This is a genomic window from Shewanella waksmanii ATCC BAA-643 (assembly GCF_000518805.1).
GTDB lineage: Bacteria > Pseudomonadota > Gammaproteobacteria > Enterobacterales > Shewanellaceae > Shewanella > Shewanella waksmanii.
Window position 1 is genome coordinate 220546 of sequence record NZ_JAEH01000002.1, and the last position, 14100, is coordinate 234645.

Sequence of the window (14100 nt, forward strand, 5' to 3'; positions counted from 1 at the left end):
TATTATGATTATTGTTTACAAATAAAATATGGAGAAGTTGCGTATTCGCATTTTGCAATGACGTAACTAGGCATTTTGCTTTGCGTTGATATTGCGTTGGCTTTGTTGTTTCAAAGCAATACCCATCACTAATAGTCCCGGCCAAAACAGGTAGGCTAGAATTTCTAAATTCTCACCAAAGGTATAGAGCATTAACATCAGCAAAATGGCCAAGCCGACACGACTGAGTGGCAAGCTAAAGCTATGCCGTAAGAAGCTTAGCGCTGTCACTAACATTGCCACAGCGAGCGCGACTGCGCCGACAGCGCCTTTGACAAACAGTAGCCCATACCAAGTGTGATGAGAGCCAATGGGCATGTACTCAACTAAGTGAGGGCCACGCTCAACGATACCGTGTCCCCACCAGATGGCCTCATTTGACCAGCGCTCAATCGCAATATGGGCGAGCTCTTCACGCACTCGAGTGGAGCCAGCCCGTGCGGCTTTGATTGCCAATATGCTGTACTCAATTTTATCGATGATCTGGCTACCAAACAGGCTAGCAATAAGTAGCACTGGGCTGGCAATGACATATAGCCATGGCTGTTTGTAGTAACGCCAAAAAGTAAAGTAGGCCAACAAAAAGAGGTAGCAGGCGATAGCCAATCTCGATTGCGAGATGAGTATCATCACCAGTGATCCCGCAAGCCCATAGCATTTGTATTTAATGGACCGCTCTTGCAGCGCAAAAATGGTGAATAAATTCCCCAGCATACCTAATGCGGGGGCCCAAGGCGTAAACAGCCGCCACCTTGGCAAACCGCTGCCAGGATCAATTTCATATAAGCTGACACTGAAAAACTCTGGCCCCGGCCCACCTATAATGCTGGTTGGCGACACATACAGTGTTTCCGGTAAACGCAGTAACCACGCGATGAGGAATAAAGGCAGTAAGATTAATGTATGCTTGCATACCTGACAGCAGGCGCGGTAGATAAGTTCAGCGCGAATGTTAAGCATGCCTAACAGCGGAAAAATCGCTAATAACGCCCAACCTTTCGCCCATCCGATACTCGACTTAATCAGTTTAGCGGTGCCTAATTGGTAATCTAAGTGGGCCACGACAAGTGCAATAAGCATGATAAACATGGCCACACACCAAGTTTTAGTGGCCAAATGGGCTTGGTAACTGATGTGATCAAACGTATAGCGTTTGATGGTTTTAAGTAGCAACACCCAAGCGATGACGGGGGCAATAATATAAACCGCGCCCAATAACCAAAATAGGTAGGTACAGCTAATACTGTACCAAACTATTTTTTCGTCACTATTTTGCGCAGTATAGGTTTGCGTATCCATGCGATTCCTAATCCGGTGATCATCATAAACGAGCTCACTAGTCCGCCTAGTATGGCAAGAATGGTAGCCATTTTACTAGGCTGCTCTGCCAAACTTGGTGCAGACAGCAGTTGTACCATAGGGTAAGCAGAATATATGTCAGCTTTACCGACATCCATTTTAGCTAACGCTGAGGTAAATACAGCGGTAGCGACTTGATGTTGGCGGTGTAGGTCTTCTAGCTTCGCTGCATCGTCATTACTGTGTTTTAAGCGTTCATCCCATTGATTAATTTGCAGATCCAATGCTGCTATTTCTTGGGTTAAGCCATTGGTTTGAGCAGCAGTTGCAAGAAGCTGCTGCATGAGTTCCGCCCGCATATCAATGTCATCGGCAGAGAGCTTTAGCATGAGATCTTGGTCTGCATAGCCGAGCAAACTTTGGCTGCGCTTGGTCATAGCTGCTAATAGCGTTGCTTGTTGCTGCTTTTGGGTTAGTACCTGCGGGTGTTTAGCACCGTAGCGGCCACTGATTTCGGCTAGTGTCGAGGTTGCATGGCTATAAACAACCAGTAATTGTTGGTACAACTGATCATTTTTTAACTTGAGTGTGTCTGCAGCTTGCTGCGGGCTCAGTGCTAACTGGCTTTGAATCGTCTGTTGACTGGCTTTGATGCCCTGCAGTTTTGCCACCAAGTTGACGCGATTGTGACGCAAGCGCTCTATGGTAAGGGCTAACTCCTTAAACTGATCCAATGACACTAAGCCTATTTTTGACTGAAAAGCTAATATGTTCTTTTGGCTGTGGTTAACCTTATCGGCAAAGCCTTCGATGCCCATTTTGATGCCATTTTCTCGTTGGCGGCTTTCATCGGCTCGTAGTGAGCTCAATAGTGACTGTAAGCTGCGGTATAGTGCCCATGCACGCTCCTGAGCTTTTACAGGGTCATCGCTCTTAAGGCTAAATTGCATAATACCGGTCTGGCTTGGCAGTTTAAGTTTAGGCTTGCCAAGTTCACTGGGCTTAATCTCAAGCGCTTTTGCGGCAAGTGACATGACATTATCGCTGGTGGATAGCGCTTTGTAGTTTTGACGCGGATCGATAGCAGAGCTCGAATAAGGCGAATTGGCAGCACTATTGGCTTGTCCTATGCTGTCTAAACTCACAGTCGCTCCCGCGCCAACGCCAGGTAATATTAGGGTCCATTTGCTTTCATATCGTTTAGGGCTAAGAACGATTGCGATAATCACTACAAGCCAAATGGCCACTATGCTGGTAAGCCCAACTTTGAGATAAAGATTGCGGCGTTGCTGCGGATCTAAACTGGTGCCATTAACTACAGCACGAGTGAGCCAGCGTAATGAAGTTGGGATATGCTCTGAATTAGCCATAGTAGTCACCTTTACCCTTTACCCTAAAGGGCATTCCAAAGTGTGGCGGGCAGTAAAATATCTGTGAAAGTTCGCGCAATCTCTCTGATGTTGGTGATGCGAGAATCATAGCAGGCTAAGCCATCACCTGGCAGTAAAATGGGGTTCACCTTGCTTTGATAAGAATTAGCGATCAGGTTGTTAATTGAGCGCTCAACCACATCCATCTGTTGCGTGATGGGGTTTTTAGTGATTAGCAATACATGGCGATCGGCATTAGTGGTGTTGGCACCGCCCACACAGTTAGCGCCGATTGCGCCGCTAAGTAACCTAGTGCCGTAAGGAAAACGTGTCGCTTCGGTATCAACGGCTGATTGCGAGTTACTGCTGGCCGGCTGAGTTAAGTTTGAGATGAACACACGAATACCGGGTATCGTGATTTGTGAGGGGCGCGCAAGTTCATCATTAAAGTGAGCGGTTTGTGGCACATGAATGTGATCACCGGCAACCAAATTAAAATGCGGTACCGATTGGCCTGTTAGAAACCCGGTTAGATCGACGTTGAAGCGTTGGTTGTTGCGACTGACAATCACTCGAGTGATATCGGCATCAGGGCGCGCCCCACCAGAAGATCTTAACGCTGCAGCTAGGCTACGCTCACTGGCTAAATCTCCGCTAAATTGTTCATGTTCGTCCGCCATTTGAATTTCAGATTTTTTATTGATGAGTCGGATCCCCGGCTCGTACACAGCACCTGAAATCCGTACTTCAATTGCGCCCCATTTCAGCGGTACTATGCTGACTCGCACAGCGTGAGCATGCATTAATTGCTCAGATATCAAGGTTTCACTAACTGAATGCTTAAGTTGCTCCAAGCTTAGGTCACTGGCTTGAATGGCCGGAAGGTAAGGAAGGTAGATAAAACCATCAGGGTTAACCTCTACTTGACCACTAAAATCATCACCATGTAGTACCTCAATATCTAAGCGATCGCCGCTGGCTAATGCCACTTGTTGCATGGTTATTAAGCTTGCATCTTGTAGGCTGGGATGCACCTTTTGGTTGTTGGCCTTCGCAGGTGCATCATAAGGTAGATGCCTAACATAGGGGGTACGATTGCTATAATAATGGCATTGCTGACTTTGTGGTTTGTCTACATCTTGGTGACACAATGACTTTTCTTCTGTGTGCAGAGGAGTAACGCAACCGCCCAATAACAAGGTTGCGCCTAGTACTGCTGTTTGTATTTCACCAAGTTGATTACGCATAGTCATGTACTCCCTAACAATGAACGGCTAGTGATTTGATACGGCTGAGGGTGAGCACACATGTTCAATAGCTGAATGCTTGTTCTCAAAAATGGTGAATATTTGGTGTAGTTGCGTCAGCTCAATTAACGCGCGAACGCCATTGGTGGGTGACAGCAATACCACTTCACCGGCCGTTTTATCTGCTACCTTGAGGGCAGATATCAAAATTGATAGGCCGCTTGAGTCGATATATTCAACCTCATGGAGATCAACAATCAGACGATTAGTCCCTGACTCTAATTGGCGGGTGAGAGCAGCGCGTAGCGTTGGGGTTTGTGACATCACCACTTGCTTAGGTAAAGTCACTAGACAGGCATTATTATGGGGTAGTGGCGAGAATTTCATGTTGAACTCCGTAGGCCTTAGCCAGTGATTAAGCGTTATTCGCTGTTGTTTGATTAAGACATTTGCAGTCATTGTGCCAACTTTTAAATCACTGTTATTATTTGGTTTATTTGTCTTTAGAGGGTGGTGCAGAGACATGGGAGCATGTTGCAATTGCAATCTGAGCATCGTTTTCGCAATTTGCAATCATGGTAAATGGTCAGGAAAGGAGCGGAATGCTATTAAAAGGGAAGCTTTGCTATTACTTTACTGAACTGCTTAACGCTAGGTGATAGGAAATTCACTCAAGCGGTACAACAGGTAAAGGGTTGTGATGCCAACTAAAGCTCAGTAAATGGTTGAGCTTTAGTTAGCACTAAGAAATCGGCATGAAACTGGCCATGGTACTGGCAATAGTACTGGCAATGGTACTGGTGTAAGTGACAAATTATTTAGTGTCGTAGCAGCGATAGCCGCAGATGGGTGCCTGCAACACTGGCTTGTACTCTGACTTGATCCATCCAGTTTTGCATAATCCATAAGCCCCTGCCTGTTAAAGAAAGCGGTGGAGGGCAGCTTGGTTTTTGCGGCTCAATAAAGGGGCTGTTATCTAACAGATCGATGGTCACCTTATCACGTTCACAACGGATAATGAGGCTGACTTGCGCTAAGTCCACTTGGCTGTGCTGCGCAATATTGGCTACAGCTTCCAAAATACAAGTGACAATTTTAAAACGTTGCCCCGCAATAATGCTGTTTTGCAGCAGAAATTGGTCGAGTTCAGTGCAGAAGTGTTGGCTGTGTATCGCACTTTGGCTGAGATTAAACTGTAAACTATTCATCGTCTTTCCTCATTCTATTGGCTAGGTGCTCATGCACAAAACTGCGTTTAATGAGCGTGCTGAGTTTGGGTTGAGATAATCATCATTGATATATCATCTTGAATGTTGTGCTGTTGCCATAAATTAACCGCATGGCGTAAGTGATTAAGTAAGCCAGCTGGCGTCATGGTAATGGCTTGTTGACACAGGCGTTTTACTCGCTGCAGCCCAAACTCGCCAAATTTGGGATGAACACATTCATACAGGCCGTCGGAAAATAACATCAGGCTTTCGTTTGGACTTAAGGTGAATGTATTAAAGCGATATTGGGTGCCGCTTTTGATACCAATGGGCAGCTGATTATCCAGCGGCGCCTGAGATACGCGCTGTTTGCCGAGCACAATGGCTCGTGGGTGACCGGCATTGGTCATACGACATTCTCCGGTGCGAGTGTTGGCAATACCAATTGCTAGGGTTGCAAAGCGGCCTAAATCTTCGGGATCGGAGAAGTTATCATTGAGGCTTTGGGCGATAACGGCAGGATCATAGCCATCCCAGGGGCATTGTGGGCTACTCAGTTGCTGGGCTAGAGTAAAACTCTGCATAGCCGCTGCCACACCGTGTCCAGTGACATCAAGCAGGTAGAAGCCGATGTGTGAAGGGTCAATCTCAAAACATTGGAAAATATCGCCAGCTAAATCTTGGGCGGGGTCAAATGTTGACGCAATGGACCAATCAGCCAGATTTTGGCTATTGTCTGGCAACAAGGCTTGCTGTAACAAGCTGGCCGAGTGCAGCTCTTGGCGGAGCTGCTGTAGGTAAGCTTGCTCTTTATCTAAGCTCCGAGCGAGTTGTTGATTCTGCTCAGCTAAACACTGTTGCTGATTGATTATTCGTTGTGCGGCCAATAACCTGACTTTCAAAATGGCCGGATTAAATGGCTTAGTGAGAAAGTCGTCGGCGCCGGCTTCAATACCGGCTACCGTATGCTTAGCTTGGTTATTGCCCGTGAGCAAGATGATGTAGGGTGGGTTGGCTAAGGTTTTGAGCTGTTGTGCCAATTGTGGCCCCGACATGCCCGGCATGCACCAGTCACTAATTACAATGTCAAAATGATGCTGCTTTATTAGCGCTAATGCCTGCTCAGCGCAGCTGCTGGTTTGCACTTGAAAGCCCAATGCACTGACCACATGCTTGATGTAATACATATCAGTAGGGCTATCTTCTACCAGTAATAACTTGTGCGGTTGGCTGTGTATTGAATCCATTATGTCTAGGCCTTTATGTTTGCGGCTGTAGACAGGTCATTCAACTGTCATGCCAAATTGTGTGATGGGCATGTAATTAAATATTTATCAACAACTTAATGTGGTCCATCTTTACGGTGACGCAGAAAAGCTGTGGCAGTAGTTGCATTATGCAAATCGCTAATCCATATTGGGAATGGCATCGTGTTGTACTATATATCTGATAATGCGACTGTTTATCTCCGCATTCATGTCGTCTGCGGCGTAGGCCTAGCCGATACTGTGAGGCGAATTAGCTAAAGGGACGTACATATGACTAAAAGCATAGGATATGGGCTATTGTTGTGCCTGTTACTGCTGCCAACTGTGTCAGCAAATCAGCAGCTTAAACAGGAAAAACCCCGTTTAGTTTTTGGTGTGGTACCGCAGCAAGCTGCCAGTACGTTGGCCAGAAAGTGGGCGCCTTTACTCGATGAGCTTTCAACACAATTACCTTTCCAGTTGCAATTTGCAACCGCGCCCGATATTCCCACTTTTGAGCAACGCTTGGCCGATGGCGTATATGATGTGGCGTACATGAATCCCTACCACTACGTGGTCTTTCATCAGCCACCTACTCAGTATAGTGCTCTGGCCAAAGAGAAAAACAAACGCCTAGCCGGCATCATTGTGGTTGGCAAAGACAGTGGCATTGATTCAATTAACCAGCTTAATGGTGCCCAAATTGCTTTTCCTGCTCCGGCAGCATTTGCTGCCAGTATTATTCCTCGGGCCAATTTAGCCAAAGCAAGCATTGCGATAACACCTAAATATGTAGGCTCGCATGATTCAGTCTACCTGGCGGTAGCGCAAGGGTTGGCGACCGCTGGTGGGGGAGTGATGCGCACCTTTAACAATATGCCAGATAACGTGCGCGATAAATTGAAGATTTTGTGGCAGACCCAAGGCTACACCCCACATGCTTTTGCAACCCATCACAGGGTTTCACCTGCGCAGCGACAAGCTTTACTTGAGGCCTTGACCGCTAAGGAAAACCAGCAGCGTTTGGCGCCACTGCTTGGGCAGTTAGGTTTTAAGTCCATTAGCGGCGCTAAAGACAGTGATTGGGATGATGTGCGCGCACTGTCGTTAGGTGAATTGACCATGCCGTTGCAAGGAAACTGACATGTCATTTCGACTGAAAACCGTATTGGGCATTGCCCTCATTGAGGGAGTGCTGTTGATGCTATTGGTATACACCAGCATTAACTACCTCAAAGAAGCCAATGATACTGAAGTTGAGCGTCGTGCTTTTGTGATAGGCGAACTGTTTGCTGCGGCAACCAAAGATGCAGTGATAAGCAGTGACATTTCAACACTGCAAGAACTCAGCCGGGAGTTGATAGCGAAAACTGGCGTGCAACAAGTTAAGGTTTATGATCGCTCAAGTCTACTGTATCAATCGGGCATTGACTCAGATACGCTATCGTCAACTCAGGTTGCGGCTCCGGCAGACAAAAACCAAGGCAAAGTGCTTAATGTCAGCGCAGAGATAACAGAAGCCGGCTATCAATTTGGCCGTGTGGAACTGAGCATAAAAAGTAGCGGATTTGGTACTTTTATCAATGATGCCAGGCAGCATATTTTGTCCATTGCCGCATTGGAAATGTTGCTAGTCGCACTGTTTTCATGGCTGCTTGGGATCTACCTTACTCGTAATTTGAGTGCACTGAAAGCCGCTGCCAATCGCATCCTCGCCGGAGAAAAAGGGGTGACGGTGCCGGTAAATAACCATGATGAGATAGGTCAGGTTACCCGGGTGTTCAACGAGATGGTACAAACTGTAGATGCCAATCAAACCGCTTTGGAAAATGCCAATACCCAACTGACAACCATATTAGAGACCGCGGTTGACGGTTTTATTATCATTGATACCCACGGCATCATTGTTGAAGCTAATCAAGCATTGCTGACGTTATTTGGTTACCAGGCATCGGAGTTAATTGGTAAACGCGTAGCTTCGTTAACCCCTTCAGTTAACCGTCCACAATATGAGCAGAATCTTCAACAGTTTATCAGCTCTAGCCGGCAACGATTAAGCGTTCGACCACAAGAGGTGACAGCGCAAACCCAATTAGGTGCGCAGTTTCCTATTCACTTAAGCATCTCAAAAATGGTGGTGAACGGTCAGACAAGCTTATTGGGGTTAATCAAAGATCTCACCGAGATGAAGAAAAGTGAGCAAGCGGCTCAGCGTACGGAGTCTATTTTACTGGCGACATTAGAAGCCAGTGAGGATGCGCTGGTGACGATTGATATCAGCGGCAGTATTGAGCAGTTCAATGATGCCGCATGTTCGCTGTTTGGTTATACCGAGCGTCAAGCGAAAGGGCAATTAATGGGAGATTTGCTGTTCGCAGGACAAGATAGAAATAACTTTAACCAAGGCTTGCAAGAGTTTCGCTTAACCGGCGATGCACCGGGTATTGGGCGACAAATGACACTGGTTGCCAAAACAAGCGCAGATTTGAGTTTACCTGTCGAGCTGAAAATGGTGCCAGTTCAGTTGGGTGATGAAGTGTTGCTCACCGCTTATATTCACGATATTTCCAGCCGTATCGCTTATGAGCAGCAGCTGACTCAAGCCAAAGAACAAGCCGAGGCAGGTAGCCAAGCAAAATCGCGCTTTTTGGCAACAATGAGCCATGAAATTCGCTCGCCACTCAATGCGGTGCTGGGCAGTGTTGACTTGATGCTTGAATCTCAGCTTAATCATGAACAACGCATTTATGCCAACACCGCCAAAGAGGCCGGTACGGCATTACTGAGTACCATCAATGACATCTTGGATTTTTCTAAGATTGAAGCTGGGCAGATGTCGCTGCAAATGCAACGATTTTCGCCAGCTGATGTGGTGGCTCAGGTGCTGCAAATCTTGGCGCCCAAAGCACAGATAAAACAAGTGCAATTGGCATCGTTTATTAACCGCAATGTCCCTGATAACTTAGTGGGCGACCAGCAAAAGTTACGCCAAGTGCTGCACAATTTGGTCGACAATGCGATCAAGTTTTCTGACTCTGGTTGTATTACGGTAGAAATGTGGATTCCCGATGGCCACGTTGATGAATGCGAATTACATTGCGCCGTTACCGATCAGGGAATTGGCATCAGCCAAGCCGCGCAAAGTAAACTATTTAAAGAGTTTAGCCAAGTACACGACACCCACAGCACCAATTATGCCGGTACCGGTTTGGGGCTTGCCATCTGCAATGAGTTGGTGAACCTTATGCAAGGAAGCATTCAACTGAGCAGCCAACTCGGCCACGGTGCGTGTTTTCGTTTTAGTGTTAAGATGCAGCGCAGCGATACAGACCCGTATGTGTTGCATTCCTTGCCGGCACACTGCCGTGTGTTGCTTATTCATCCTAATGACACCTATAGCCAATTAGTGCGTAAACAGTACAACCAATATGGTGTTCAAACTCAAATTTCTAGCTCGATAGATGTTGTACGGCAAGGCTTACAAGTACGGGGCCGCTTTAATTTGGTGCTCATCGATGATAGCTATTTAGCTGAGCTGGATCTGGCTAGTGTGCAAATACTCAAACGAGATTTTTTACATGATGATGGCTTGCTAGCGGTCATGTTGTCTGCATTAGCTTCGCAAGAAATTGAAAATCTCAAAGCAATTCATGTTGAGCAATTTGTGACTAAACCATTAAGTCGAGAAATGTTACTTGGGTTGCTCAGTGGGGATTCAAGTTCAACCACAACGACCAAAGATGATGTCGAAGTAGAGCCATTGGCCACCGTCATTAATGCCCGGTTATTGTTAGCTGAAGACAGTCCATCGAATCAGTTAGTTGCTGGAGCGATGCTGACAAAAATGGGCTATGAAGTGGAATTTGCTAACAATGGCATTGAAGCGGTACAAATGGCAGCCGACAGTCACTATGATTTAATCTTAATGGACATGCGTATGCCACGCATGGACGGCCTGCAAGCCGCAGAGCAAATTTTGTTAGCGGCGCCAAACCAAGTCATTATCGCTATGACAGCCAATGTCCAGCAAGAAGATATGGACCAGTGTTTTAATGTCGGCATGAAAGATTTTGTCGCCAAGCCGGTTAACCGCACTCAGCTGTTAGCAACGGTTAAAAAATGGTTGGAGATTCGTCCTGAACCCATTGCAAATCAAGATAATGCTGATAGTTTGGCAGAAGCAGCTAAAATTGAAGTAAGCCCCAGTGCTACACAAGATAATACTCAGGCAGTAATGATGGAAAATAAGCAGAATTTGATTGATGAGCAAGTGATAGCCGAATTAGAGTCAGTATTAGGGGCGGAGTCCTTGCAACAGATGCTGCAGGTTTTTCTTAAGGAAACAGAGCAGCGACTTGATGATATACAACGCTTAAGTGATGAAGATAACCACAGCGCCATTGCTGATGAAGCACATACTTTAAAAAGCAGTGCGGGCAGTTTCGGTGCGCAGGCGCTGTTTGAAGCGGCCAAACAACTTGAACATTTAGCACAGTCAAGTGATGTCAAAGTGATTACTGCTGAAGTGGCACAGACTCTGGCATTAGGGGCACAAACATGTGCTCAACTCAAGCAGCGAATCACATCGTAAATAGGGATATTTAGCTATGGATATAACAACAAACTTTACTGCCCTGCTGGTTGAAGACAGTTTATCTTTAGGGGCCCTGTACACGGAATACCTGCGCGCTGAAGGTGCCAGAGTTACTCAGGTTAATCATGGTGCCGATGCGCTAGCTGAACTTGAGAGTTGGCAGCCTGATTTATTGGTGCTGGATATCAAACTACCAGACATGTCGGGAATGGATATTTTACAACAAGCTCAACAGCGCTATCCCGATACGATAGTGGTGATGATCACCGCTCACGGTTCAATTGATATTGCCGTCGACGCCATGCGTTTGGGCGCTTTTGATTTTTTAGTTAAACCATTTGATGCCAAGCGTTTATCGATCACCGTGCGCAATGCCATGAAACAACGGCAATTGGTCAGCCTGGTCACTAACTATGAGCGCAGTTTACCTAAAGCCAATTATATGGGGTTTATAGGTGATTCGTTGGCAATGCAAACCGTTTATAAGACCATTGACTGCGTGGCTAACAGTAAAGCATCGGTATTCATAGTGGGTGAGAGTGGCACCGGTAAAGAGGTCTGCGCCCATGCGATACACCATGCAGGCCAGCGTAAAGATAAGCCATTTATTGCGCTTAACTGTGCATCGATTCCAAAAGACCTGATTGAAAGTGAGATTTTTGGCCATACCAAAGGGGCGTTTACCGGGGCGGTTGCTAACCGAGATGGCGCAGCAAGTCGAGCCCATGGTGGGACACTGTTTCTGGATGAAATCTGCGAAATGGATTTAGAGTTGCAGAGTAAGTTGCTGCGCTTTATTCAAACCGGGGTATTTCAAAAGGTGGGGGGGGCCAAAGAAGAAAGTGTTGATGTGCGCTTTGTCAGTGCCACTAACCGTGCCCCTTGGGAAGAAGTGAAGCAGGGACGTTTTCGCGAAGATCTATTTTACCGGTTACATGTTATCCCTATTGAGTTACCGCCATTAAAGGCGCGCGGTAATGATGTGTTGCTGTTAGCGGAGAAATTGCTAATGGAATACAGTAATGAGGAAGGCAAGGCATTTAAGAGCTTTAACGAAGAGGTCAAGCAGGTGTTGCTGCGCTACGACTGGCCAGGTAATGTACGTCAGTTACAAAATACGATTAGGCAGATGGTGGTGCTAAACCAAGGCGAAGTCGTTGAATTGTCAATGTTACCGGTGCAGCTGTCTCAATCCAGTCATTCTGCCAAGGTGCCTGCTCACGTAAGTGCTATATCAGCCACTGCACAAGTCACCATGAGCGAACCCCAAGCTGGTAATCACCAGCTGGCAGATAACAGTACTACTGATGAACCAGCGGGAGAGATTATTCCCTTATGGATGTCAGAAAAGCGAACCATTGAAGCGGCGATTGCCAGCTGCGATGGCAATGTCCCCAAAGCTGCGGCATTGCTTGATATTAGTGCGTCGACCATTTATCGCAAAAGACAGAGCTGGGAAGAGATGGAGCAAGCGTCACTCGAGTCAGTTTAAAGCGACAAGGGATATTAAATGGCAACCGCGTTTTCAATATCCCCACCTGAGTTCGCGTTAAGTCGGTTAGCCGCTTTGGTATCGCGCTATTTTTTAAACCAGCGATACCGCTAAAAAGCACGTTCCCATACGGCATATACCGTCCCGTCCCAATCGTTACCACCTGCATGGACAAATTCACTGTAACTGAGGGTGCCGCCCAATTTTAGGGTACCTTGATAGAATGGACGGTGATAGCTGCTATCTAATTGATACACACGCTCGTATTCACCGGGCGAAACGGGGTTACCACCGGTTTCATAAGGCACATCAGTTCCATCAGTATTTAATCTTAACCAGCGGACTTTATTGGTTAATGTCTGGCCGTTTCCTAACTGAGTAATACCGCCAATGACCAATGTTTCTGAGTCGTTATCATAGGTGCTGCCTAAGCTTTTACCGTAGTAGCGATAGCCTGATTGATAAAACTCATGTTCGTACATGCAGTTGTAAATATTAGGGTCAACTCCACAAGCCACTTTCGTATCTGAGTATTCAATAAAAACTCGGGTGTTAAGCGGAGCAATAACAAAATCGATGCCCCCAAGGTTAGCGGCATTGATCAGCTTATTCTTGCCATTATGATAGTCTTCATGGATACGCTCATAATAGATGCCATAGGGCACACCAAATGCGGTGTCTGACCAACGAAAATCATAGCCCGCTAACATGTTTTCTTGGCCGTTTTCTAAATCCGATTCAGTGCCGCCGCCGTTGAACAGCCCATCCCACCAGTCACTTAGGCTGTTGCCATAGCCATCACCGCCCCACTGCATCGTCCATGAAAAGCCTACCTCTAATTTTTCTATAGGGCGTAAGGTTGCCCGAGCGCCCCAGTGTTTAGTGTCGGCAACATAGCGATCGCTTTCCATTTGACTAAAAGCGGTGGTGAAGGTCCAAGGACCTACCCAGCTTAACCACGGCGTTTCAAACCCTTGACTGTTATTGCGGCTAAAGGTGATGCCCGGCATAGGTCTAGCATTTGTGGTTTGAATCAAGCCGGTGTCCCAACCTGGCCCCCAATATTTCTGTTGCGCACCATAGCTTACAATCCAGTTACCTACCATAACGGCAGCGAAGCTATTGTCTAATCGGGCACTGTTACCATCAATAGGATCGTAGTGGTAGCTTGCTTCAACTCGGCCACTAAACCAATCTTGAGTGACTTCGGCGCTAATGCTGCTTTCTGCTTTGTCGCGGTAGTCGTTGCCAAAGCCGATAAAGCGGGCGTTGTCTGAGGCCGCTGCGATACTGACTTCGGCGTTGAAGCCTTGGTGGTCATGCTTGTGCGCTGCCATTATTCGCTGGTAAGCATCGGCTTGCATAGGGTTTAGCTGACTAAGCTCGGTGGCATCAAGATCGGCTTTAATACCACTCCACATCAATGGATAAGTATTGACAGGTTGAACTATGACACCGGTATCAGCGAGTAGCTGAATATCTGCGCGCAATGCTAAATCGGTCGGCTCAATCCACCAAGCTGCCTGGGCCGAATGACTACAGATACACAGTAAACTGACTAACAGCGGTTTTTTCATATTTCCCCCTCGTAATTTAAGCCGCTA

Annotated in this window: 10 protein-coding genes; 3 read left to right on the forward strand and 7 right to left on the reverse strand. The window is 46.7% G+C overall.

Annotation, left to right across the window (positions count from 1 at the left end):
• Window positions 1-66 precede the first annotated feature (66 nt).
• From L865_RS0102540 to L865_RS0102565, 6 genes are all read right to left on the reverse strand, one after another.
• Window positions 67-1338, reverse strand: coding sequence for an O-antigen ligase family protein (locus tag L865_RS0102540; protein ID WP_028771790.1), 1272 nt, complete (start codon window positions 1336-1338; stop codon window positions 67-69).
• The gene (locus L865_RS0102545; RefSeq protein ID WP_028771791.1) at window positions 1293-2708 is read right to left on the reverse strand and encodes a GumC family protein; all 1416 of its coding nucleotides are present in this window, start codon (window positions 2706-2708) and stop codon (window positions 1293-1295) included. Before L865_RS0102545 ends, L865_RS0102540 begins: the two co-directional genes overlap by 46 nt.
• 23 nt (window positions 2709-2731) lie before the next feature.
• The gene (locus L865_RS0102550; protein ID WP_028771792.1) at window positions 2732-3955 is read right to left on the reverse strand and encodes a polysaccharide biosynthesis/export family protein; all 1224 of its coding nucleotides are present in this window, start codon (window positions 3953-3955) and stop codon (window positions 2732-2734) included.
• A 27-nt stretch (window positions 3956-3982) separates the two neighbouring features.
• Window positions 3983-4342, reverse strand: a complete 360-nt coding sequence (locus L865_RS0102555) for an STAS domain-containing protein (protein WP_028771793.1) — start codon at window positions 4340-4342, stop codon at window positions 3983-3985.
• A 431-nt stretch (window positions 4343-4773) separates the two neighbouring features.
• Window positions 4774-5163, reverse strand: a complete 390-nt coding sequence (locus L865_RS0102560) for an ATP-binding protein (RefSeq protein ID WP_028771794.1) — start codon at window positions 5161-5163, stop codon at window positions 4774-4776.
• Between the two features lie 47 nt (window positions 5164-5210).
• Entirely contained in the window at window positions 5211-6410 is a 1200-nt protein-coding gene (locus L865_RS0102565) for a SpoIIE family protein phosphatase (protein WP_037470388.1), read from the reverse strand.
• Window positions 6411-6701: 291 nt separating this feature from the next.
• On the opposite strand from L865_RS0102565, the gene L865_RS22950 reads away from it, so the two are divergent.
• The 3 genes from L865_RS22950 to L865_RS0102580 are packed head-to-tail and all read left to right on the forward strand — an operon-like array spanning window position 6702 to window position 12496.
• Window positions 6702-7553, forward strand: a complete 852-nt coding sequence (locus L865_RS22950) for a phosphate/phosphite/phosphonate ABC transporter substrate-binding protein (RefSeq protein ID WP_037470392.1) — start codon at window positions 6702-6704, stop codon at window positions 7551-7553.
• Between the two features lies 1 nt (window position 7554).
• The gene (locus L865_RS0102575) at window positions 7555-11001 is read left to right on the forward strand and encodes a PAS domain S-box protein (RefSeq protein ID WP_028771796.1); all 3447 of its coding nucleotides are present in this window, start codon (window positions 7555-7557) and stop codon (window positions 10999-11001) included.
• A 16-nt stretch (window positions 11002-11017) separates the two neighbouring features.
• Window positions 11018-12496, forward strand: a complete 1479-nt coding sequence (locus L865_RS0102580) for a sigma-54-dependent transcriptional regulator (RefSeq protein WP_028771797.1) — start codon at window positions 11018-11020, stop codon at window positions 12494-12496.
• Window positions 12497-12606: 110 nt separating this feature from the next.
• Here L865_RS0102580 and L865_RS0102585 read toward each other — a convergent pair whose 3' ends face one another.
• A complete protein-coding gene (locus L865_RS0102585; RefSeq protein WP_028771798.1) occupies window positions 12607-14073 on the reverse strand; it encodes a capsule assembly Wzi family protein in 1467 nt (488 codons plus the stop codon).
• Window positions 14074-14100 lie beyond the last annotated feature (27 nt).

Bases quoted from the DNA above. Each gene is read 5' to 3' on its own strand.
- L865_RS0102540 (WP_028771790.1), bottom strand. From the start codon at position 1,338: ATGGATACGCAAACCTATACTGCGCAAAATAGTGACGAAAAAATAGTT.
- L865_RS0102545 (WP_028771791.1), bottom strand. From the start codon at position 2,708: ATGGCTAATTCAGAGCATATCCCAACTTCATTACGCTGGCTCACTCGT.
- L865_RS0102550 (WP_028771792.1), bottom strand. From the start codon at position 3,955: ATGCGTAATCAACTTGGTGAAATACAAACAGCAGTACTAGGCGCAACC.
- L865_RS0102555 (WP_028771793.1), bottom strand. From the start codon at position 4,342: ATGAAATTCTCGCCACTACCCCATAATAATGCCTGTCTAGTGACTTTA.
- L865_RS0102560 (WP_028771794.1), bottom strand. From the start codon at position 5,163: ATGAATAGTTTACAGTTTAATCTCAGCCAAAGTGCGATACACAGCCAA.
- L865_RS0102565 (WP_037470388.1), bottom strand. From the start codon at position 6,410: ATGGATTCAATACACAGCCAACCGCACAAGTTATTACTGGTAGAAGAT.
- L865_RS22950 (WP_037470392.1), top strand. From the start codon at position 6,702: ATGACTAAAAGCATAGGATATGGGCTATTGTTGTGCCTGTTACTGCTG.
- L865_RS0102575 (WP_028771796.1), top strand. From the start codon at position 7,555: ATGTCATTTCGACTGAAAACCGTATTGGGCATTGCCCTCATTGAGGGA.
- L865_RS0102580 (WP_028771797.1), top strand. From the start codon at position 11,018: ATGGATATAACAACAAACTTTACTGCCCTGCTGGTTGAAGACAGTTTA.
- L865_RS0102585 (WP_028771798.1), bottom strand. From the start codon at position 14,073: ATGAAAAAACCGCTGTTAGTCAGTTTACTGTGTATCTGTAGTCATTCG.